18 protein-coding genes are annotated in these 23,077 nt (G+C 43.7%); 12 read left to right on the top strand and 6 right to left on the bottom strand.

The genetic code is table 11. The annotated features are described in order from the left end of the window. Window positions 1-306: 306 nt before the first annotated feature. The 3 genes from AHMF7605_RS05740 to AHMF7605_RS05730 all read left to right on the top strand — a co-directional run bounded on the left by AHMF7605_RS05740 (window position 307) and on the right by AHMF7605_RS05730 (window position 7,625). Complete coding sequence (locus AHMF7605_RS05740) at window positions 307-4,662, top strand: GEVED domain-containing protein (RefSeq protein ID WP_106927312.1); 4,356 nt, start codon at window positions 307-309, stop codon at window positions 4,660-4,662. Window positions 4,663-4,845: 183 nt separating this feature from the next. Beyond that, a complete protein-coding gene (locus tag AHMF7605_RS05735; RefSeq protein WP_106927310.1) occupies window positions 4,846-6,372 on the top strand; it encodes a tail fiber domain-containing protein in 1,527 nt (508 codons plus the stop codon). 152 nt (window positions 6,373-6,524) lie between these two features. After that, complete coding sequence (locus AHMF7605_RS05730) at window positions 6,525-7,625, top strand: alpha/beta hydrolase (protein ID WP_106927308.1); 1,101 nt, start codon at window positions 6,525-6,527, stop codon at window positions 7,623-7,625. 303 nt (window positions 7,626-7,928) lie between these two features. On the opposite strand, the gene AHMF7605_RS05725 is transcribed toward AHMF7605_RS05730, so the two are convergent. Further along, the gene (locus AHMF7605_RS05725; protein ID WP_106927306.1) at window positions 7,929-10,580 is read right to left on the bottom strand and encodes an ABC transporter permease; all 2,652 of its coding nucleotides are present in this window, start codon (window positions 10,578-10,580) and stop codon (window positions 7,929-7,931) included. Further along, window positions 10,577-10,912, bottom strand: coding sequence for a PadR family transcriptional regulator (locus tag AHMF7605_RS05720; protein WP_106927304.1), 336 nt, complete (start codon window positions 10,910-10,912; stop codon window positions 10,577-10,579). Before AHMF7605_RS05720 ends, AHMF7605_RS05725 begins: the two co-directional genes overlap by 4 nt. Before the next feature lie 810 nt (window positions 10,913-11,722). On the opposite strand from AHMF7605_RS05720, the gene AHMF7605_RS29625 reads away from it, so the two are divergent. After that, a complete protein-coding gene (locus tag AHMF7605_RS29625; protein ID WP_158267456.1) occupies window positions 11,723-11,884 on the top strand; it encodes a hypothetical protein in 162 nt (53 codons plus the stop codon). A gap of 340 nt (window positions 11,885-12,224) precedes the next feature. Here AHMF7605_RS29625 and AHMF7605_RS05715 read toward each other — a convergent pair whose 3' ends face one another. After that, a complete protein-coding gene (locus AHMF7605_RS05715) occupies window positions 12,225-12,503 on the bottom strand; it encodes a hypothetical protein (protein ID WP_106927302.1) in 279 nt (92 codons plus the stop codon). Window positions 12,504-12,863: 360 nt separating this feature from the next. On the opposite strand from AHMF7605_RS05715, the gene AHMF7605_RS05710 reads away from it, so the two are divergent. From AHMF7605_RS05710 to AHMF7605_RS05700, 3 genes are read left to right on the top strand one after another with little or no spacing between them, the layout of a single operon-like run. Then, on the top strand, window positions 12,864-13,607 hold the full coding sequence (locus tag AHMF7605_RS05710; protein WP_106927300.1) for a (Fe-S)-binding protein: 744 nt from the start codon (window positions 12,864-12,866) through the stop codon (window positions 13,605-13,607). Next, complete coding sequence (locus AHMF7605_RS05705) at window positions 13,600-14,988, top strand: LutB/LldF family L-lactate oxidation iron-sulfur protein (RefSeq protein WP_106927298.1); 1,389 nt, start codon at window positions 13,600-13,602, stop codon at window positions 14,986-14,988. The genes AHMF7605_RS05710 and AHMF7605_RS05705 overlap by 8 nt, the downstream gene beginning before the upstream one ends. Then, complete coding sequence (locus AHMF7605_RS05700) at window positions 14,975-15,565, top strand: LutC/YkgG family protein (protein WP_233218956.1); 591 nt, start codon at window positions 14,975-14,977, stop codon at window positions 15,563-15,565. Before AHMF7605_RS05705 ends, AHMF7605_RS05700 begins: the two co-directional genes overlap by 14 nt. A 131-nt stretch (window positions 15,566-15,696) precedes the next feature. Here the strand turns inward: AHMF7605_RS05700 and AHMF7605_RS05695 are convergent, their stop codons facing one another. Then, complete coding sequence (locus AHMF7605_RS05695; protein ID WP_146153522.1) at window positions 15,697-16,092, bottom strand: hypothetical protein; 396 nt, start codon at window positions 16,090-16,092, stop codon at window positions 15,697-15,699. A 297-nt stretch (window positions 16,093-16,389) separates the two neighbouring features. Here AHMF7605_RS05695 and AHMF7605_RS05690 point away from each other — a divergent pair, with 297 nt between their 5' ends. From AHMF7605_RS05690 to AHMF7605_RS05670, 5 genes are all read left to right on the top strand, one after another. Continuing rightward, window positions 16,390-17,505, top strand: coding sequence for a DUF3500 domain-containing protein (locus tag AHMF7605_RS05690; RefSeq protein WP_106927292.1), 1,116 nt, complete (start codon window positions 16,390-16,392; stop codon window positions 17,503-17,505). Between the two features lie 124 nt (window positions 17,506-17,629). Further along, window positions 17,630-18,859 carry a HupE/UreJ family protein gene (locus tag AHMF7605_RS05685; RefSeq protein WP_106933359.1) on the top strand — a complete coding sequence of 410 codons (1,230 nt, stop codon included), beginning with the start codon at window positions 17,630-17,632 and terminating at the stop codon, window positions 18,857-18,859. Between the two features lie 283 nt (window positions 18,860-19,142). After that, on the top strand, window positions 19,143-20,030 hold the full coding sequence (locus tag AHMF7605_RS05680; protein ID WP_106927290.1) for a dienelactone hydrolase family protein: 888 nt from the start codon (window positions 19,143-19,145) through the stop codon (window positions 20,028-20,030). Between the two features lie 396 nt (window positions 20,031-20,426). Continuing rightward, complete coding sequence (locus AHMF7605_RS05675) at window positions 20,427-20,705, top strand: hypothetical protein (protein ID WP_106927288.1); 279 nt, start codon at window positions 20,427-20,429, stop codon at window positions 20,703-20,705. Between the two features lie 78 nt (window positions 20,706-20,783). Further along, complete coding sequence (locus AHMF7605_RS05670; RefSeq protein ID WP_106927285.1) at window positions 20,784-21,074, top strand: hypothetical protein; 291 nt, start codon at window positions 20,784-20,786, stop codon at window positions 21,072-21,074. A gap of 206 nt (window positions 21,075-21,280) precedes the next feature. Here the strand turns inward: AHMF7605_RS05670 and AHMF7605_RS05665 are convergent, their stop codons facing one another. Both AHMF7605_RS05665 and mnmE read right to left on the bottom strand, forming a co-directional pair. Then, a complete protein-coding gene (locus tag AHMF7605_RS05665; RefSeq protein ID WP_106927283.1) occupies window positions 21,281-21,502 on the bottom strand; it encodes a hypothetical protein in 222 nt (73 codons plus the stop codon). 184 nt (window positions 21,503-21,686) lie between these two features. Further along, window positions 21,687-23,072, bottom strand: a complete 1,386-nt coding sequence (gene mnmE, locus AHMF7605_RS05660; protein WP_106927281.1) for a tRNA uridine-5-carboxymethylaminomethyl(34) synthesis GTPase MnmE — start codon at window positions 23,070-23,072, stop codon at window positions 21,687-21,689. Window positions 23,073-23,077 lie beyond the last annotated feature (5 nt).

Raw genomic sequence — 23,077 nt, 5'->3', positions numbered from 1 at the left:
TTTTCACCATCTTCTACCTTTTAAATTAAGGCCTACTTTTAAGGCTAATTAAGTGTACCTGGCTTTAAACGTACGCCCTTCTAACCTTTTCTACCATTAGTAAATTTTTTTACTTTTTCCTGCTAACCTTTTTCTCAGGTTAGCTACTAATCTGTAAATCAGCAGCAAAGGCCTTTGTTTAACTGGTAAAAATTAATCCGGCGGGATAGCCTTGATTGGTAGTTTCACACCGCCAAATAAAAATGTACTCCGCCGGAATACAACTTCAAAATCCTTCTAACAATTAATTAATTTCTTAAATCAAACATGAAAATCACTAATTTTACTACTACCTTCTGGTGCTTTTTACTGCTGTGTTTTACCGCCGTTGCACAACCTAAACTCACTGACCCGGTTGAGTATGCCTATTACCGAAAAGGTAAAAAAGTACTTTTGACTCCCCAAACAAACGAAGTTTTTGTATCCTTTGCCTCTAAAGTGAATCTTGCCAAAGGAAAAACTTTTGCCAATCAACTACAAAACCAGGTAACAAAAGTTCAGCAGGAAGATGTATTTGCGCCGGTAAATGCAGTTCGGTACCGAATAAATTCCCAGAATAAAGCCATGACCGGTGCGGTACCAGTCCTTACGAAACAATTTACCAGTAATCCGGACGTAATTACGGCTTATCCCGCGTTTAAAATCGGGAAAGAAACAGTATACGTCGGCAATAAAATAATCTACACAATTAAAAAAGGCCATAACCCGGCACAGGTCAAAACCTTTCTGAATAATCATAAAACCGCTCTGGTAGCAGAAATTGACTTAGGAGACCGAAAAATATACGTAGCTGCCATTGAAAAAGGAGAGGATGTTTTTAGAGTGGCGAATAAATTGTTTGAAAGCGGCCAGGTAGAATACGCCGAGCCGGATTTTACGTTCTCGGGCCATTCCGACTATCTTCCTAACGATTTTTTCTATCCTTCGCAGTGGTTCCTCAGTCAGGACTCGGACGCCGACATTGATGCCCCGGAAGCCTGGGACATTACTGCCGGTTCTTCTTCGGTAGTGGTAGCTGTAATTGACGGGCACGGCTATGACCTAACCCATCCGGACATGGCTGGGCAAATAGTGAATCCTTACGATGCCTCCAATGATGATAATTCTCCTTTGCCCCAGAATGAGTACGCCAATCACGGTACTCCCTGCGCCGGTTTAATTGCCGGTGCCACCAACAATCGGATTGGTGGTTCCAGTGTGGGTAACAATATAAAGGTAATGCCAGTAATGATGGGCTACAACGTGGAACCCAATGGCCGGTGGTATACCAATGCCGACATTATCGCCCGGGCTGCCTCGCGGATTATCAATACCCCCGGAGTAGTCGCGGTGAGTAATAGTTACACGTTCGGCTCAAATGATTTTGCTGCTACCGTAGAAGCTAGTTTTTCGGCCATGCACTACAACAGTCGGGGAGGCCTGGGTGCGGTAATCCTGGGCTCAACCGGCAACGATAATAAAAATACGCCTATCTTATACCCGGCCAATTATGAATTCGTGGTAGGTGTCGGAGCCACCAATGTAAGTGATAAAAGAGCCAGTTTTTCTAATTACGGGGGATACGTGGATATTGTAGCTCCTGGTGTTAGTACCATTACCACCGACCGGAGCGGATTATCCGGGTACGTCAACGACGATTACACCCTGTTCGATGGTACATCGGCCGCTTGCCCTATTGCAGCAGGGGTAGTAGGATTAATGGCTTCCCTTCGTCCGGAGTACAGCGCGCTTAATTATACCATTGCCCTTCAAAAATCAGCCGAAAAAGTAGGCGGTTATGAATATTTAACGCTCGCTGGTCACCCGTACGGTACCTGGAACAATGAAATGGGATACGGCCGGGTGAATGCTTATCGAGCTTTACAATTTATTCAGGGCTTACCGCTTGTCTACGGTTTTGAACCGGTTGGCGGACCAGTGGGTACCAGCGTAAAAATCATTGGTAAAAATTTCCTGGGCGCTGGTTCGGTTACTTTTAACGGGGTTAGCGCAGAGTTTACCGTCGTGAACGAAACTACCATTATGGCCAAATCGCCGGCTGGAGCGGGTTCGGGATACATCCAGGTGAGCAATGCCGCCGGCACCGGCACCAGCCCTTTTCAATGGATCATATCCGCTTACTGTATACCGGCTATCCAAAATCCTTGTTCTTCCGGCGATTTTATTCATAATTTTAGCCTCAATACCCTTATCAATAATAATTCGGGCTGCAACGGGCAAACCGCCAACTATATTAACTATGAGCCGGTAGGGACCAATACCACCCGCCTCTTAAAAGGGCAGAGTTATTCTATCAGCCTGCAAGGTGGACCAAACCTGTCGCAAGGCTTTGGGGTGTGGATTGATTACAACGATGACGGAGATTTTAACGATACCGGCGAATTTGTCTATAAATCTCCTTCGGCCGGCAAAAATGTATTTACCGGAACGGTAACGGTGCCAACCAATGCTTCGACCGGTTTACGGCGGATGCGGGTACGAACCAAATATTTTGCGGTGCCTGCCGCCAATGAATCTTGTACCACCTTTAATGTGGGCGAAACCGAAGATTATACTGTGGCTATTGGCTATTGTGTCCCAACCCTTAACTGTCAGCAAGGCGATTACATTAATAATTTCAGCTTTAACACTTTGGTGCACAACGAATCGGGCTGCGATGGAATAATTGGCGGTTATACCAATTTTCCGGCTACGGGTTCGAATACCACTACCGTGGTTAAAGGAAAAAGATTTTCCCTGAAAGTGCAGGCGGGTTCTTTTCCGCAAGGCTTCGGGGTTTGGATTGACTACAACAACGACCAGGATTTCGACGATGCCGGAGAATTTGTGTATGCTTCTCCTACTGCTAGTTCGGAGCTCTTTAGTACTACTGTTACCATTCCGGCTACTGTTTCTACCGGACAACGCCGGCTACGGGTAATGAGCAAGTATAATACCTTAGTAACGAGTACCGATGCTTGTTCGGATTTTGCCAACGGCGAAGTGGAAGATTATACTATTACCATTGCTAATTCGGTGGTAGCTTCTTCGCAGTGGAATAAACGCTTTGGCGGCTCTGGTACGGATAACTTCACCCGGGTCATTCGGACCAAGGATGGCGGCTATTTACTGGGTGGTCATTCTCCTTCCTCGGTCAGCGGCGATAAAACCCAGGGCAGCCGTGGCGGCAACGACTACTGGCTGGTGAAAACCGATGCTTTGGGCAACAAACAATGGGACAAACGCTTTGGCGGCGACGACGATGACAACCTGAATGCTTTAATTGCTACGGCCGATGGCGGATACTTACTGGGCGGTAACTCCGTTTCGGTGATAGCGGGTGATAAAAGCCAAGGTTCCCGGGGAAATAAAGACTACTGGGTAGTCAAGGTCAATGCCAACGGGGTGAAACAGTGGGACAAACGTTTCGGCGGTACTTTAGATGATGATCTACGCGCTTTAATTCAATTATCCAATGGCGATTACATTCTGGCGGGTCATTCCTTATCCGGGGACAATGGCGATAAAACCGTAGAAAACTGGGGAGCCACCGACTACTGGGTAGTTAAAATCAGCAGCACCGGTAACAAAATCTGGGACAAGCGTTATGGTGGCACCGGCGACGATTGGTTAGAAGCCGCCGTGCTAAATACCGATGGCAGTTTGTTGCTCGGTGGCCGCTCCACTTCGGGACAAAATGGCGATAAAACCCAACCTTCGCGGGGTGGTAGAGATTACTGGGTTATTAAGATTAATGCGAATGGGGCGAAGCAATGGGACAAACGCTTTGGTGGCAGCTTAAACGATGACTTACAAACGCTAATTCGTACTTCCGATGGTAACTACTTAGTAGGGGGTACTTCCGGATCATACGCCAGCGGCGATCATTCGCAAACCAACCAGGGCGGTACCGATTACTGGCTCGTGAAGATGAACAGCAGCGGCACCAAATTATGGGATAAACGCTTTGGCGGCACCGATGTGGAAGAACTTCAGTCCCTCATTCAAACGAACGATGGCGGTTACTTATTAGGTGGCCGTTCCAACTCCGGCAACAGCGGCGATAAATCACAAGGCAGTCAGGGCGGCTACGATTACTGGATTGTAAAAACTAATAACAGCGGTACTAAACAATGGGACAAGCGTTTTGGCGGCAATGCCGATGATAACTTACGTTCCGTGGTGCAGACAACAGATGGCGGATATTTGCTCGGGGGTAGATCAGAATCGGATCTTTCGGGTGATAGAACCCAACCGACTCAGGGAGGCACGGATTACTGGCTGGTAAAAGTATCGCCTACAGGTGGAGCCATAGCGCCACCAGCGGAAGCTATCTCAGAAGTGGAACCAACCTTAGCGCCGGAACAAGGGCCGGTAAAACAAACCCTTCGCCTAAATACGTATCCCAACCCTTTCACGGATAAACTTTCTATTGATTTTACCCCGGAAACAACCGGATTAGTTAACCTTAAGGTGTACGATAATCAGGGTACGGAAGTAAAAACCTTGTTTAAAGGAACAGTAGAAGTCGGCAAAAAGTATGAATTGAGCTGGCAAATTACTTCCGAAAAAGGGGGTATCTATATCCTCCGGCTAAGTACTTCCCACGCGGTAACCGTTCAAAAAGTTATTTTAGTTAAATAGCCACAAGGTCATCAATACTGGGAATGGTAGAAAACGAATAAAAGCATTTCTACCATTCCCCATCTTAGGCTTTTCAGACCTGGAAAGAACTTTAAAATCAATTCCATCAACTAATCATTTACTCTTTAACCCATCTTACTAAAGAACAAATACCACCAACTCATTATAAAACAGTAAAAAGAAATGAAAAACAGAAATATAATTATAGCTGCTATCCTGTTTGGCGCAGCTACCCTATCCGCTCAAGCCCAGAATTGGTCGCTTACGGGTAATACGGGCACCAATCCCGCCTCAAACTTTATTGGTACCAAAGATGATAGATCACTTGTCTTCCGGACCAATAACCGGGAACGCATGCGTATACTCGGTAATGGTTTTGTAGGAATCGGCATTATTTCCCCCCAAGCGCTCCTGCATATACCTTCTAGAGGCAATGTTTCGCTTTCTACCACGGACAACTTTTTAATAGGTTCGCTTAAATCCAATAATCTTGCCTTTGATTTTAATAAGATACAGGCACGAAAGAACGGAGTGGCGGATACCCTTAATTTAAATTTTAAAGGGGGCGCGGTAGCTATTGGCAGCGGGGGTATTTTTGTAAAAGATCCGGTAAACGCTTCTGCCTTGTACAGCGAAAAATCAGGTTATGGTAACGCCGTGTATGTTCGTAATTTATCCGCCATTTTTTCAAGCGCTACTATCATGGGCGTTACCGACGGACCAGGCAGCGGCATTGTGGGGTATGCCTCTCTTTATGGCAGCGGTGTGTCGGGGCATGCTCAAAACGGGCAAGCGGGAACCGCAGGAGTGGAAGGAAGTCACGGCGGTAGCGGCACTGGAGTTTCGGCATTTAGTCAATCGGGGCTCGGATTATTTGGGTCCTCGTCCACGAATTATGGTTTGTATGCTACTACTACCCACGCTACCTATGCTGCCTATTTTAACAAAAGTATATTTGTAAATGGCGGCTATTATTCCAGTTCCGACCAAAAGCTAAAACAAAATATCCAGGATTTTACCAGCGCCTTGGGCATTATAAATCAGCTGCACCCAAAGAAATACCAATACCGCCAGGATGGCGCTTACAAACTATTAAAATTGCCGACCGAAGAACAGTACGGCCTGCTGGCCCAAGAAGTTGAAAAAGTACTGCCCGGCCTGGTAAAGAATACCAAGTTTGATACTGCCCTGGAAGCATTGCCGTCCAAGGTGGATGCGAAAGGAAATATCGTGCGGCAACCGCAAATTAAATCGGAAATTATTGAATTTAAAGCCTTAAACTATACCGGGCTCATTCCTATCCTGGTAAAAGCGGTCCAGGAACAAGAGGAGAAAATAACCCTCCAGGACCAGCAAATAGAAAAGCTCACCGCCCAGGTAAATCAGCTTTTAGGCGCCCGATCGCTACCGGGTAATACGGGTTCCGCCCAAAAGAGTGCGGATACTAATCTGGCCGTGCTTACCCAAAATGCGCCTAATCCTTTTACTCAAACTACCTCCATTCACTATTATGTGCCGCAAAAAGCCGGTAGTGCGGTTATTGAAATCACCGATTTCAACGGCAAAATTGTTAAAACCTATCCGGTGGCGGCCAACGGAAATGGTCAGTTACAAATTGAAGGCGGTCAATTTACTCCGGGTATTTATTACTACTCGCTACTGGTAGAAAATGAACGGGTGGACACCAAGAAAATGGTACTTCATAAGTAATTGCTAAGGAAGTAATTCAAAAAGAGATTCTGCATTCCCATCCGGAAGGTAAACTTACTTAACTAAGCCCCTTCCTTCTTACAACTATCCTGTACGCCCCTTTATCGCGGACAAATATGCATTTCATCTTCTATTCCAAACTATAATCTACTATGAAAACAGATAATCCATCCCTTATAAACAGTTTAGAATCTGGCAACCTGGCAAATTCCCGTGCCTTTAACAGACGCACCTTTATGCAGTTAGCCGGCCTGGGCTTAGGCGGACTTTTATTAGGAAGCTGTAAAGATAATCCCCCAAATCCTTCGCCCATTAGCTGGCAGCCACACGCCTTAACCCCGGTATTTTACGGATTTAAAGACTATAGTGCCACCGACGGGGTACCGGGTAAATGCCGGGTATTTTACCCGAGTATCGATGGTTCGCCCCAAAATGCTGCTATTTTACCGGCCCGTTACCTTTATCCGCTTATAATTCTAGCCCACGGCCATTGCGACGAAATGAATCATTATACGAAGTGGTTTCAATTACCGGCTCAACTGGCCCGGTGTGGCTACGTGGTAGTGGTGCCCGAAATGCCCGGTATTTCTATCCATCCTTCCCACCCGGAACACCCTAGTTTAACCCGCCTGGGCCAAATAGTAACCTGGATGCGATTGGGCTGGCCGCATAGTAATTTACTTTATTCTTCGGCGGTGCATACGGGTATAATCGGTCATTCCTTTGGCGCTTTGCTGGCGGCCCGATTTGCCAGCATGAATCAATTAGCCGCTTTTGTTTCCATTGCCGGGGTGTGGGAAGATTGGCCATCCGGACCCTTGCCTATTCAAGGCTGGAATAAGCCTTCCTTATTTGTCCGGGGAACCGATGATTGGTTTACCAATGTGAGTAATACCTTATGGTCCTCCCTGGCCCTGCAGAAGCACCTGGCTATTTTTAAAGATGGCCGCCACTGGGATTATTTACAATCCGGCACCAGTTCCTGCGAGAATGGCCGCGGGCCATGTACCCGAACCCCGGTAATAACCGCCGATGTAATTTCCATGTTCTTTGCCAAATACCTGCCACCTAAGTATACCTCGGCTCTGAGTCTGCGGATACCCGACAGCCTGATTCCACCCTTGCCGCTGCAACTCACTTTTGAACAAGAGTTTTATGCCGGCGCTCATTTAACCGGATTCCCTATTTCCAATGGTTCTGGTTGTACCTTAACTTTATCTTGGGAAACTTATAACGGAAGCGGCAGTGCCTAAAAATTAGGTGCATCCGTAGGAAAATGCGGGCAAAGTATTTTCCTACGGATTATTGGTTATACTAATTGGTAGTAAGTAGTTGTTGGTTATTTCGATTAGTAAAAATTTACCAATCACCAGATTAAATAAATGGCAATCTAAATTAATTTAGTCGAATTACTGAAGCAATTAAAATGAGTTTGAATAGAGCAACTTTAGTAGGGGTGTCCTTCCGGAGGAAACTACCCGGCTAGGTAGCTCACTAGGTTTTTTCGGCAGGTCGGAATGGTTTAACACATTTTTGTCCGGTTACTTTTTACTCTTTTATTCACTCCGTAGATTTTTCACCGGGTTCACGCGTGCTGCCCGAATGGATTGAAAGCTAACCGTGCAAAAGGCAACTAAAACAGCTGATACGGCCGCTATTACAAAGGTCCAGGCGCTTATATCAATGCGGTAAGGATAGTTTTGTAGCCACTTGGCAGTGGCGTAATATGCCGCCGGGAAGGCAAATACAAAGGAGAAACCAACTAATTTCAGAAAGTCAGAAGAAAGTAAACGGACTATACTGGTGACCGAAGCACCCAGCACTTTGCGAATGCCAATCTCTTTCGTGCGCTGTTCGGCGGTAAACGTAGCTAACCCAAAAAGACCGATGCAGGAAATAAAAATAGTTAGGAGCGCGCCAAATAGCATGATCTGTTTCCATTTGGCTTCTGCTTCGTACTTTTTTAAATTATTTTCATCCAGAAATTCATACTTGTAGGCGTGAAGGGGAAATAGCTTGGTAAATGTTTCTTCCAGGTACTGCAGGCTCGCACTTTCGGTTTGCGGTTTAATTTTGAGGAAGATTTTCCCATAGCCATTCTTTGCTCGCATCGTGAATAGTTGGGGACCGATTTTCTCATTTAACGCAGCGTAATGATAATTTTTCACTACGCCAATTACGGTGTATTTTTCATTATTGTACCAAAAATCTACCGTTTGTCCAAGGGGCGCTTTCCAGCCTGCTTGTTCCACAAATGCTTCATTCACCAGTACCGATTTTACCGAATCAGAAGGATGAGTGCGCGAAAAGTTTCGTCCGGCTATTACCGGAATTTTGAACAAGGACAAATAGGCCGGATCAACGGTTTCGTATTCAAAATTAATTTCCGCATCGCCGTTGACTTTAGCCAGGGTTCCCCATCTGCCGCCATTTTTGGGAGCAACGGCTAAAATGTTTGGATTCTGCGTTAATTGTTCTTGCAATAACTTTGCTTCTGGTCGGGTTAAATTTGCCTTTTCAACGCTTATGACATGCTTATCATCATAACCCAGGTTTTTACGGGTGAGATAATTGAATTGCGAATAAATCGTTAGCGTTCCAATAATCAGAAAGGAGGCAATAGCAAATTGCAGCACCACCAGAAACTTCTGCAAGTAATTTTTACCCACTAAGTTAAATCGATTGTACAAGGTCTGAACGGGATTATAACTCGATAGCACCAACGCTGGATAAAAACCAGATAATAGTCCGGTTACCAGGAATAATGCTAAATAGCCCATCACCAATTTGGTATCGAGTAAATAAGAAAGCGAAAGGGCTTTATTGGCCAGTTGATTAAAAGTAGGCAAAGTTAGGTACACCAAAGCCAAAGCCGATAAAAAGGCCAGGAAACATAACACGTACGATTCGCCCAGAAATTGAACCGTTAGTTGCAAACGTCCACCTCCCATTACCTTCCGGACACCAATTTCCCGGGCCCGCTTGAGCGACCGCGCTACGGTTAAATTAATAAAGTTAATACAGGCAATTAGTAAAATGAACACCGCAATACCGGATAAAATGTAACTGAACATCGGATTACTCGCGTCCACTAGCCCATTATCGGCCGGTAAATCTTTACTCAGGTGCATGGCCGTGAAAGGTTGTAAACTAAATTCCTGCCGGTCTTTAAATCCGTATTTTTCCGCCGCCTTCAGGATAGCCTCTTTGGCATCCGCTTGATAAACGCGGTTCATTTTTGCTTCCACCGCTTTAATGTTTGCATCCGGGCGCAGTACTACGAAAGTGTTCAAGAAGATATTAAACCAGTTCTCGTTGTCTTGCATGTCTTCTTTTTTTTCTACGAACGGCAGCAGCACATCAAACTTTATCGACGAATTTTGCGGGGAATTTCGAGCCACTCCGGTTATCAGGTAGGGTGCAAATTGGCTGTCTTTGGCAAAGGAATCTTTTAAGAAAATGACTTTGCCCAGGGCATCCGTGGTTCCGAACTGTTGCTCGGCCATTTTTTCCGAAATCACCACCGAATTAGGTTGTTGCAAAGCCGTTTTAGGATTGCCTCTCCGCAGCGGAAAGGAAAAGATGGAAAAGAAACTGGAATCCGCTCGCAAAATAGTTTGACTAATAATTTCTTGCCCTCGCTTCAGGTCATGACGGTTTTCATGAAAGCGAACAAAGGACTGAATTTCCGGCACGGCTGCTGCAAATTTTGGTCCTTGGAACAAACCGGTACTGGCCATCAAATTGCTGACTTTACCTTCCGGGGTAATATTCTTGCCGGTAATCCGGTAAATGTGCGGGTTATTGCGATGGAAACGGTCGTAGCTGAGTTCATCTTTGGTATAGAGCATGATCAGCATGGCGGCCGCTAAGCCAATACTGAGCCCCATCACGTTAATAGCCGAGTAAACTTTGTTGCGCGCCAGAGTGCGAAAAGCAATTTTTAAATAACTACGAATCATATCGGATTGAAAAATTAAGGATGAATAGTTAGTTTGGGAAAAGTGGCTATTCCGTTTGGGCAGAGGCCGTAAGAAGCTCAAGACAGAAAGGGTATATTGCCATTGGGCTTTTCTTTTCCCTTTTTCTTCGGTCCATTGATTGTATAATTCGTGCAGATCCCCCTGTACTTCCTCCAACTGTTCGGCAGGGAGGCGCCAGGTTAAAAGCTGGTCGAGCCAGGCCGGTGGTTGCAGTTTCATTTTCATAGCGAAAAAGGCTGGATGTTTTTTGGGATTAGTTGCCACAATTCTTCGCGTACCTGCCGGATTTCCGTTAGTACTTGCAGGCCGTAAGCCGTGATGCGAAACAATCTTTTCCGGCGTCCCCCTCTTTCCTGGGTCGCTCCTCCCAGCGAGGAAGTAACCAGACCTTTCTCTTCTAGCCGGTACAAGGCGACGTGCACGGCACTCAGGACCACGATCCGCCCCGTTTGCTGGTGAATGGTTTGGGTGAGGGCGGCCCCGTACGCCTCTTCTTTACGGGAGGCTACGGTTAATAAAACTAACTCTTCAAATTCTCCTAAATAAGTTCTCCCCATGCTGGTCTGGATGAAAGTGGATTATCTTCATATTTGTTTAACAAATGATCTGCCAAAAGGAGAAAGGGCTTAAACAAGCTCATTAAGCTACTTTCTACTTAAAGCTTTCCAGAAAAGTGTCGCGAAACCGAACAGTTTAGTGTTCATTTTTAGGGCACTTTTAACAAAAAAAGGTAGCGCAATCGGATAAGAGCAAGGCAATTATTAACCAAAAGGCAATTATAGTTACCATTCTTGCGGAAGAAAAATGCAAAGAATAAACAGACTTCCTCTAAAAATTATGAATGGTCCAATCGGTATTTAGATATACTCCTTCCATAACTGTGCCCGCTAACCCGCTATCTTCTGAGAGGAAAATGTAGCCAAGATTGAATTAAACTTATTTCCAAGAGTTTGAAATAATATCTATTATAGCAAAATCATTAAACATCTGAATTTTTCCAACTACAAACAGCCCTGAGGATAAGGAAGGTTTATTTAAAAGTAAAAGCAAAGAAATAGTTATATATCTTTAAATTTATAATAGTTTTTTTTGAAGTTCAGCGGTTTATATTTCTTTTAAGAAGCTTTAAAAGCCCGGGAATTCCTGAATAAAAACTCAATGGAAATTTTTAAAGTACCAAACCCAGAGTATTTTAATTACTACAGAATAAGCAGATTCAAAGCCTTATAGACCTTAATAGCCATGTATTATTTGCGACAGCAATCTTATTCCGCTAAGGCATTGCTGCAAACGGCTATTTTACTTACCAGCATTTTTCATTTTACAAAAATGAGCGCCTAACCAGCCCAAACTTTGCTTACCTACTCTTGATTCGGCTAATTCTGGAAGAAACAAAAGCTTGTGCTACGGCTCTTTTAACCGAAAAGGTACCGGCAGCTACTATGTTTTTTACCTTGGAACATACCAAAGAACGGATAAAATCCGCCGAAAAATTGCATATAAAAGTGAATAAAACAAAGCTAAATTAGTAATGTTTTTGGTAGCTGCTTGGCTGTACGACATTGGTTATGCCTTTGATGTTTTAAACACCCCCTTTCAGAAAATATAAAGGCCACTAAATACCCAATAATAGGATCTAAAAGACGAACATAATTTATTAAAGATCAGTGTTTTTCTTAGATTAAAGCAATAAAATCAGAATCTGGAGTGGGTTTTAATCAGCTTAAGATAATTAGATTGTTAGCTTTTTCCCTATTCAATTACTGCTTTTGTCCTAACGCTTAATTTAAAATACCCAAGGTTTACAGCAAAACAAAAAAGCTTTCTCCATCCTAAGAAAGCTTTTTTGTTTTACTTGGATTTTTAAGTTTAGCCGTTTTCCGTGCCGGTTCCCCCTACATGACCGTTAACGCCTTCTCCGGTGGGAACACCCAGTTCACCGCCCGAATTTTTATCGGTACCAAGACCGCCTGTACCCCCGGCAGCACCTGCCATTGCTCCCGGATTCATTCTGTCCTGGTCCTGGTCTTGCACTTTTTTATTGCCGCCAATATTTATATTCTGCCCCTCATTATTTTTACCTACTTCCTCTAAACGCCGTTGCATGGCTTTCATACTTTCATCCATTCCTTCCATTTTCTCATCCATAGCCGTAATTTTAGTTAAAACAATTTCTAAACGTTTACGAACGGAATTTAACTTGGATAGCCGAAAAGTAATTTTTTTACCAAGCGTTACCAGTAGGGAAAATAATGGTAAGAAGAAAAAAGTATTTATAACATTTTCTAATTCTTAAAAATTATCGGGTAACCAACAGTACAGTACAGGATACTTACCATTTGTGATTCTCCTAATTTTAGTTGAAGATTTTTCTTACTGAAATTCTTGCTGTGGAAAAGACCCAGGTTCTATATTTAAAGGTTCCGGTTTTAAATTTTTAATCACATTGCCTTTTACCAAGTATACTTTAAAACTGAAATAGTAGGTTCAATCGTATCTAGTTCATTTATGACAATAGGCTTATTTATTCCTTGTTACGTGGATCAGTTTTACCCGAAGGCGGCGATTGCTACTTTGGAGCTGTTGGAAAAACAAGGACTACAAGTGGTGTATCCTTTTAATCAAACGTGTTGCGGTCAGCCCATGGCAAATTCCGGCTTCGCGCACTTAACCCAAGGCTGCAATAATTTGTTTATGCAAAATTTTAAAGACGTAGACTATATTGTTTCGCCCTCGGGCAGTTGTGTGTTGCATATTAAAGACCATTTACACGCGGAAAATGCTGCTGACGAGCCAGTTGCTCACCATATCCGGAAAAGAATTTATGAGCTGACGGAATTTTTAACGGATATCTTAAAAATAGAAAATTTAAAGGCCCGATTCCCGTACAAAGTAGGCATGCACCAGAGTTGCCACGGACAAAGAGGTTTAAAAATTTCGCAGATGAGCGAACTGGTAGCCGAACCATTCTCCAAACCCGAGAAATTATTGCGCATGGTAGAAGACCTGGAACTGATTGAATTGAGCCGTAAAGACGAATGCTGTGGATTTGGCGGCACCTTTTGTGTAACCGAAGAAGCTATCAGCGCCAAAATGGGAAAAGACCGGGTAAAAGATCACCTGGAGCACGGCGCCGAGTTTATAACCGGAGCCGATATGAGTTGTTTAATGCACCTGGAAGGCATTTTACGACGTCAAAAAAGTAAAGTACAGGTAAAACATATTGCCGAAATCTTAAATAGCTATGCCTAAAACAATAGCCGAACACCCCGCCTTAGCAGATAAATTTAACCAGGATGAAGAACGGGTAAACTGGCACGACCAGACTTTGTGGTGGGTGCGGGCCAAACGCGATAAAGCCGCCCATACCTTACCCGAATGGGAAGAATTACGCAACCTGGCCTCCCAGATTAAGCACAATGTTCTGGCTAATTTGAGCGAATATTTAATTCAGTTTGAAGAAAACGCTTTAAAAAATGGTATTCAGGTGCATTGGGCCGCCGATGCGCAAGAACATAATGCCATTGTGAAAAGTATTTTGCAAAAGCAGGGCGTATCGCAGCTCGTCAAGAGCAAATCCATGCTCACCGAAGAATGTCACCTGAACGAGTATCTTCAGCAGGAAGGAATAGAAGTAATTGATACCGATTTAGGAGAACGCATTGTGCAATTAGCGGAAGAGCCGCCTAGTCATATTGTATTACCGTGTATTCATAAAAAGAAAGAAGAAATAGGAGAGTTGTTTCACCTGCATTTGGGCACCCCGGCCGGAAATGCCGATCCGGACTTTTTAACCGCCGCCGCCCGTTTGCATTTACGCGAAAAATTCCTGACCCGTAAAATAGCTATTACCGGCGTTAATTTTGCCATAGCTGAAACCGGGGAGTTTGTGGTGTGTACGAACGAAGGCAACGCCGATATGGGAGCCCACTTAGCTGAGGTACATATTGCCTGTATGGGCATTGAAAAACTTATTCCGCTCCGCCGGCATTTGGGAGTATTTTTGCGCCTGTTAACCCGTAGCGCTACCGGTCAGCCCATTACTACTTACAGCAGTCATTTTAAAAAGCCCCGGCCTGGCCAGGAAATGCATATTGTGCTGGTTGATAATGGGCGCAGCCGCCAATTAGGCCGCAAAGATTTCCGTAATTCTTTAAAATGTATCCGGTGCGGCGCCTGCATGAATACCTGCCCGGTTTACCGCCGAAGCGGAGGGCACAGTTATCACAATGCCATTGCCGGACCCATTGGCTCTATTCTGGCGCCCAACCTGAATATGAAAGATTACGCCGATTTACCATTTGCCTCAACGTTGTGCGGCTCGTGCACTAATGTTTGTCCGGTAAAGATTGATATTCACGATCAGTTGTACAAATGGCGGCAGGTCTTGGTACAGGAAGGATATGCCCCTGCTGCTAAAAAAGCAGCGATGCAGGGAATGGCTTTTACTTTTAGTCACCCGGCTTTTTACCGGATGGCGGGTAAAACCGGCAAATGGTTTATGAAAACTACTCCTTTTGTAATTAATAATAATTTAAACCCTTGGTTTAAGCAACGCGATATGCCCGAACCTCCCAAGGAATCTTTCCACGATTGGTATAAAAAAAACCGCCAGCAGAATGGTCATGCATAGCCGCGAAAAGATATTAGATGCCGTAAAAAGGAATCAACCGGAAAATACAAGTTTACCCGCTATTCCGTTTTTTGAGCAGCCTTTTACCGATTTAGCACAAAAGTTTTCGGAAGTGGTACAAGCCATAGGAGGGGAGGTGCACCCGGTTTCTTCTTATGCCCAAATAAATACGATTTTAAAAGAAGAATTTGGCAATAAAACCATATTTACTTCGGCAAAGGAATTAACCGAATTAGTGGATACCGGCATTACTTACGCCAACGCCCATGCTTTTGCCGACTTAGAGTTAGCCGTGGTGGAAGCTCATTTAGCCGTAGCCGAAAATGGTGCTGTTTGGGTAACGGAGGATTTGTTGCAGGAACGGGCCTTACCGTTTATTGCCCAGCACCTGGCGTTAATTATCCATCCGGAAAATATTGTACCGACTATGCACGATGCTTACGCTAAAATCGGAACATTGGATTATGGGTTCGCCACCTTTATTGCCGGTCCTTCTAAAACCGCCGATATCGAGCAATCGTTGGTGCTGGGTGCCCACGGTCCAAAAAGCCTTTTAGTTTTCCTTTTAACTAAATAATAATTGCAAGAGTACTTCTTAAACTGGTTAGTTTGAAAATCCTTAAAACTTACCTAACAATTAATTTAAAAAATAGGTTTTCGGTAGTAGATGAAGAACGGAGCAGGAATGTAGGATTCATTTGCCCTGTTTTAAATACCTGCCTCTACCCACAATTTTCGGGCAACGCCTAATCCTACCAAATTTCCTTTGCCACCGCCTCTTAAAAAAGCAGCTACCATTTGCCCTTGTTGTAACTCGCTTAAACTAATAGACTGACCATCCGGGCCAACAATTTGCGTGGTGGGTAAAACGAGTACGTACGCTCGATTATACCGGGTTCCCTGCGCAGTAAAGCTTTCTACTTCAATCATGACCTGTCCTTGCTCATAATGCCTCGTACTAATGCTTCCCCGTATATCAACATTTTGGGGTGCCAGATTTCTGTTAGCCGTATTGGTGGAATTGGTAGAAGTGTTACTGGTTTTGCAAGCGGTTATTCCTATCAATAACAACAAAAAACAAAACACTAGGATCTGCTTTATCATTTTCATTCTCTTCTGCTCCTCTCTTGATTTGATTGTATTACGAGAGCAGGCCAAATTAGGTAGTACATATATTGCGTTAATGTTGTGTTTAAATCCCAACTAGTATAATTTTAAAATTTTCCGGATTAAAGAGCTTTTCCTGCAGATGTTCCTGTATTGATAAATCACCCATTCACCGATAAATAAAGCCTCTTTATCTATACATAAGCTGCATTCCATCCGGGTACAGGTAAATTTACTTATCCAATTAATACTTGTTTCGCTGTAAGCCAGCCTTTCTAATTAAGTTTTTATTTTATGAGAAAACATTTTGTAATCTATGCTTTGCCAGCCGTGCTTCTGTTAAATGTTATAACTGGCTGTAAGGAGAACGAAGACGATTCGACTACAACACCTGATTTCTCCACCTCCATCACAACAGTATTGTCAAACACTACCAGCGCCAATACCACTTGCGGCTCAGCTACCGGCTTGGCAAAAGTGGTATGTCTGGCCGAATCTTTTAAGTCTACGCTTGATGCCACGCAATTATCGGCGGTACAGTTAACGTACAGCAAAGCCAATGCCCAGCGTTGGTCTAACTTGCCCGAAGGTTTATACCGTAACCGGGTGGGGCTGGATCTGGCGTCGCTAGATGAAACGCAATTAGCTGCCTTCAGGGACATGATGGTTGCAGTACTAACGCTGAACACCAGCAATGAGGGCTACGACGAAATGCTGGGTAATTTAGTTGCCGACGATTATCTAAATACTGCCGGTGGAGGTTCTACCTACGGTGCCGGTAATTACTACTTAGCTTTCTTGGGTATACCTAGTGTTACTGGTTTATGGGAGTTACAATTTGGCGGCCACCACTACACGTTTGCCAATACCTATAATAACGGTACCATTGCGGGTGTAACCCCTTCCTTTCGGGCCATTGAGCCTATGGATGCTGTTTCGGCCAATAACAAAAACTACCAGCCAATGGAACAAGAGCGACAAGCATTTGCGGCCATGTTGGGAGCCTTAAGCAGCGCGGAACAAACTACAGCCAAGCTTTCTTCCTCTTTTAACGACGTATTGCTAGGCCCGGGTAAAGACGCGCAGTTTCCTACTACTAAGCAGGGCCTGCAGGTAGGTAGTCTGAGTGCCGACAAGAAAACTTTGGTCCTGAATGCCATTCAGTTATACACAAATGACCTGGATAGCGAAACAGCTACTGCCTTCCTGAACAAATACACTTCCGAGCTGGATAATACCTACATTGCCTTTGCGGGTTCAACCGCCGTTACCTCAGAGAATGACTATATCCGCATTGATGGTCCGAGTGTCTGGATTGAGTTTTCGTATCAGGGGGGCATTGTGATCCGGGGTACTCCGCACCCACATTCCGTATGGCGCGACCGTACCAGCGACTATGGCGGGCAATAACTTACCTATATTTATTAAAGTGAAGCACTTATTTTTTACCCTCTGTTATCCAGCCGGTTGGCGGAGGTTTTTGCTCATCAGTCTGCTAATAGTAAGCCGGTTTTATACGTCACTAGCGCACCCAATGCCTAATTCCGTGGTACTACTCAATATCCAGTCCGACCGGATTGACGCCGAAGTGCAGATTCCTTTGAGTGAATTACAAGCTGCTTTTGGGCATGCGGTTAATGATTCTTCTACTGGTCTGGTGGCCCGGCTTGGCCCTGATTTGCGGGAATACTTATCTCAGCACATTCGACCGGTAAGCCTCAACGGCCAACCTTGGGCTGTAGCAGTGGGGGCATTAAAAGTACAAGAAACCAAGAACCCAATTAATGGCACTTACCGCGAATTAACGGCCCAAGTTCGATTAGTACCACCAGTCGGGCAAGATGTTAGGCAGTTTGTATTTCGCTACGATGCAGTTCTTCATCAGGTCGTCACGCATAAAATTCTGGTTTCTGTTCGGCAAGATTGGGTGCGGGGGCAGGTAGTGGAAGAGTCTCCGGCCCAAGTAGGCGTTATTGAACTGGATATTATTAATAACCGGATACCAACTCTGCCGGTGAACCTGAAAACGGGTAGCCTCTGGACGGGATTTCGGGCGATGGTACAGCTCGGAATTCGCCATATTGCCGAAGGTACAGACCATTTACTTTTTTTACTAGTGCTTCTACTGCCGGCTCCTTTGCTGGTTACAGGTAGTAAATGGCATGGGTTTGGGGGAGTGCGTTATAGCCTTCGGCGTTTGCTGCTGATTGTAACTGCTTTTACTATTGGGCACTCATTCACTTTGCTATTGGGTACGCTAGCATGGGTAAAGTTGCCCAGCCAACCGGTAGAAATTCTCATTGCCGTGTCTATCCTGGTTTCCGCGGTACACGCCATTCGGCCCCTTTTTCCTGGTCGGGAGGCATGGGTGGCAGGTGGTTTTGGCTTGGTGCATGGATTAGCTTTTGCCGATACTCTCACCAACCTGCACCTTGAATCTGGTCCGCTGTTGTGGAGCCTATTTGGCTTTAATCTAGGTATTGAGTTAATGCAATTAAGTATTGTTGCCTTGGTAATTCCCTGGCTGATATTATTAAGTCAAACCCGTATTTATAAGGCTACCCGAATAGTGGGAGCAATGCTGGCGGGAATGGCAGCATTGGCCTGGGTGCTGGAACGGGTATCAGGTCAAGCCAATATTATAACTATCGGGGTTGAACAACTCGCTGATTACGCAATTTGGCTGGTGCTTGGTTTAGCACTGTTGGCTGTTACCAGTTGGTGGCAAACCCATAAAGCCTATTCCAGAACTTTACCTGGATAACAATTCTTCGTTACAATATAATTTTCAACTAACCCAATAGTAGAAATTGGGAAAATTAAAGTGTCATTTTTTTGAAATCAGCTTAAATAAAAATTAAATATTTAAGTGCTCATTTTATAGTTAAACAATTTTTCACCAGATGATTATTTAGAAAAGTAATGTCATTTAGTCCATTTGGGCAAGAAATGGTCGATCCATTCTAAATAAATCTTTGCTTTTATGAAAATGAAAGCGGGTAATGTAAAATTATTTATATTCAGGAATAAATTTAGGACCAACGAACATGAGCGACATAAAAAAAGAAGACATCAAACAAGAAGTATTTGACCTTTATGATGATTACGCGCATAACCGGGTAGACCGGCGGGAATTTATGCAAAAACTTTCCGCCTACGCGGTTGGTGGTCTTACGGTAGCCTCTCTGATGAGCTTTCTCATGCCCGATTACAAAGGTGGCATTCAAATTAAAGCGGACGATTCTCGCTTAAAATCAGAATACGTAAATTATTCCTCTACTAAAGGAGGCGGTACCATTAAGGCCTTGTTGTCCCGGCCCGCCGATGCTAAAAAGAAATTAGGGGGCATTATTGTAGTTCACGAAAACCGGGGTTTAAATCCGCACATTGAAGACGTAGCCAGAAGAGCAGCTTTAGCCGGATTCATTTCCATTGCGCCGGATGCTTTAACGCCCTTAGGCGGTTATCCGGGCAATGATGATCAAGGTAGAGAGTTGCAAAGTAAACGCGACCGAAATGAAATGTTGGAAGATTTTATCGCGGCTTATGACTATTTAAAAAATAACAAGGATTGTAATGGTAAAGTAGGAGTAGTCGGTTTTTGCTTCGGTGGTTGGATTGCCAATATGATGGCCGTGCGTATTCCGGATCTAGCCGCCGCTGTACCCTTTTATGGCGGCCAGCCAGAAGTAGCAGATGTTCCAAAAATCAAGGCACCTTTGTTATTACACTATGCCGCCCTGGATACCCGCGTGAATGAAGGATGGCCGGCGTATGAAAAAGCCCTGAAAGAAAATAAAAAAGAATACACCGCTTACATGTACGAGAATGCCAATCATGGCTTTCATAACGATACCACTCCCCGTTACGACAAAGCGGCGGCAGAGCTTGCCTGGAAACGTACCATCGATTTTTTTAACACAAAATTGAAGTAACAAGAAACAGTTTTGTTTTGGATTGTTTCCTTTATTTTAATGGGCCGAGTATAACCAGCTAATACAAAGCAATCCGAGGTCAGGATGACTAACCTTTGATTGCTTTGTATTAGCCGAAAGATAGCCCATTAAAACCCACTTGATGTTGTTTGCCGAAATACTGTCCTAACTTGGTAACAACTCTATAGGGCCCTATTTACGTATATTGCGAAAAAATCACTCCTACCTTTTTTAATTACCCTTAGTACCCTAGATTGTACCCAGGCACTTTGTGTCTCATCACGGCTGACTTACTAAAGTTTGTGTTTAACCGGAAAAGGGAAATTTAATTTACAGAACCAGTAAAATAGAATGTTAAGCTAAATCCAATATAAACAACCTCTAAACTATCTTAATATGATTGATGCCATACTTTCCATTGAAGATGCTATTACCGGATACGCCCAGGAAGAACAAGAAGCAATTCAACAAATAAACAAGGTTATTTACGAATACTTCCTGAGCCACAAAGTTCAATTACCCGTGATCCCTCAGGTAGGTATGCGAATTGATTTAGGCCAATTTTACGACAAACTGGATGATACCATTAAAGAATGGATTGACGATAATAACTCCCATCATAAGATAAAAGATGTTATTATCTGTAAAGATTATTTAGAGATATGCTTAGCTTAAACTCCGATTACAACCTTACCATTACCTAGAACGGCAAAGTAAATACTACCCTGCTTTTAAAACGTACGATTTAAGAAAATGAAAGTAGCATTTTACTTATTACAAGGACCAGTAGATAATTACCTGTATGATTTTGAAAATAAAGGGCTACACTTTTCCATTCTTAAAAAAGTAAATGGGGTTGTTTTTTACCTTCCTTATACGCCAACCAAAGGAATGTTGGTCGATTTAGCCAGGTTTAATAAGATTTTTGGATTTAGCAAAGTGGAATTAGAATTACTAAGAAATGTTGGGTTTTACGTGGTCAGTGAACTGAATATGACTCCTGAATACTTAGAGCTTCAGTTACTGCTTCAGGACGAAGATTAAATTTCAACCACTTACTCTAAGCGGACAATCAAGGAAGTGTTGAAATAATATTTAATTTAAGAGAAAACAGATATAAAAAGCAGAAGGGAAGAAACTCCCAAAGTAGAAGGAGAAATTAGCTTTTTATAAAGTATTTAACACCCTACTAAAGGCACAATTAATTTATGAAAAAGCCCCTCCTTTTTAAGGAGGGGCTTTCTTCTAGGTTATACTTTCGGTATAATCTCCCATTCTACTTTAAATGGTAATAATTCATTATTTAGGAGTTCCGGGAAACCGCTTATTATGTCAATTTCATCTTTACCTGGTTTCGTACCATTAATAGCTTCCGCTTCCGCACAAAGCCTGGTAAGTACATCTTCTCTAAGTAAATGCGGACTTTTAATATAAACTTCCGGATTATTAATGGCGATGGTGGTTGTATACATGTAAGTTAAATTTAAGTGAACCCTATAAATTTCTTTTTCGTCCTTTTTTGACCTATGGTTCAATTAAATAAAGTAATTAAATGTAAGTGTTTAAAAAGCAATGTTTTATTTTTAAAGGACAACTTAGGAAATACGATTCATTCAGGTATTATTATCCAGGAGTTTTTTATCCTGTATGTCAAAATTACTTTCCAATGCAAAACTTACTAAAAATATTTTCCAGCAAATCATCCGTAGTAATTTCACCGGTAATTTCACCTAGGGCGTATAAGGCGCGCCGGATATCGGCGGCTAGGAAATCACCGCTGATACCTTGAGCTAAGCCTTGTAAAACAGCATCGAGGGCTTGGTTGGTTTGTTCTAAGCTGGCGTAGTGCCGAAGATTGGTAACAATGGTGCTGGAACCGGTATTTAAGTTACCTTGGTTTACCGTAGAAATTAACTTTTGCTTAAGGGTTTCAATACCTACTTTGTCGGCGGCGGCAATATATAACACAGGTACTACCGTTTCGTAAGCGGCTGGTTCAAGATTACGCGCCAAATCCACTTTGTTGGCTACGGCTAAAACGGGCTTGCCGGAAGTATTTAAGGCTTGTAGTTCTGAACCCAGTTCCGCGGGGGATAGCTCATTAACATCAAACAAATAAATAATAAGAGCCGCTTCTTCTATTTTCTGGCGCGAGCGTTCTACCCCAATAGCTTCTACTTTATCCTGAGTTTCGCGCAGGCCGGCGGTATCAATAAACCGGAAGGTAATGCCTTCAAGGGATATTTCATCTTCAATAAAATCCCGGGTGGTACCTGGTATTTCGGAAACAATGGCTTTTTCTTCGTTCAGTAATACGTTGAGCAAAGTAGATTTACCGGCATTGGGTTTGCCCACAATAACCGTAGGGACGCCGTTCTTGATAACATTGCCTAAAGCAAAAGATTGCAATAAGTTACGGATAAGCCTTTGTAATTCGTGAATCAGGTTTTCAAGCGCCGAACGATCGGCAAACGCTACGTCTTCTTCGCCAAAATCCAGTTCCAGCTCAATTAAAGAGGCAAAATGAATAAGTTGCCCCCTAAGGGCTTTAATTTCGGCGGAAAAACCGCCGCGCATTTGTTTTAAAGCTACTTCGTGCGATTTCGCCGAGTCGGCGGCAATCAAGTCAGCTACTGCTTCCGCCTGGGCTAAATCAAACTGCCCGTTTAAAAAAGCCCGTTTGGTAAATTCACCGGCCTGGGCCAGGCGAGCACCATTTTTTAGTAAAAGCTTAATTATTTCCTGCACGATATAGTCGGAACCATGACAGGAAATTTCGACCACGTTTTCTTTGGTGTAGGAGTGAGGCGCTAAAAACAAGGAAATTAAAACTTCATCTACTAACCGGGCCCCATCGCGGATGGTGCCAAAATGTATGGTGTGAGTAGCTTGTTGGCGTAAGTCTTTGCCCCGGAAAACGGATTGAGCAATTATAATGGCTTGCGGTCCGGATAAACGAATGACAGCAATGGCTCCCCTTCCGGCAGCAGTAGCTACGGCTACAATGGTATCTTTATTAGAAAAATAGGATGCGGTTGACAATTTAG

The sequence above is a fragment of the Adhaeribacter arboris genome (genome assembly GCF_003023845.1).
GTDB lineage: Bacteria > Bacteroidota > Bacteroidia > Cytophagales > Hymenobacteraceae > Adhaeribacter > Adhaeribacter arboris.
The sequence above is the reverse complement of the archived record's forward strand: the minus strand, read 5'-3'. Positions and strand labels throughout refer to the sequence as shown.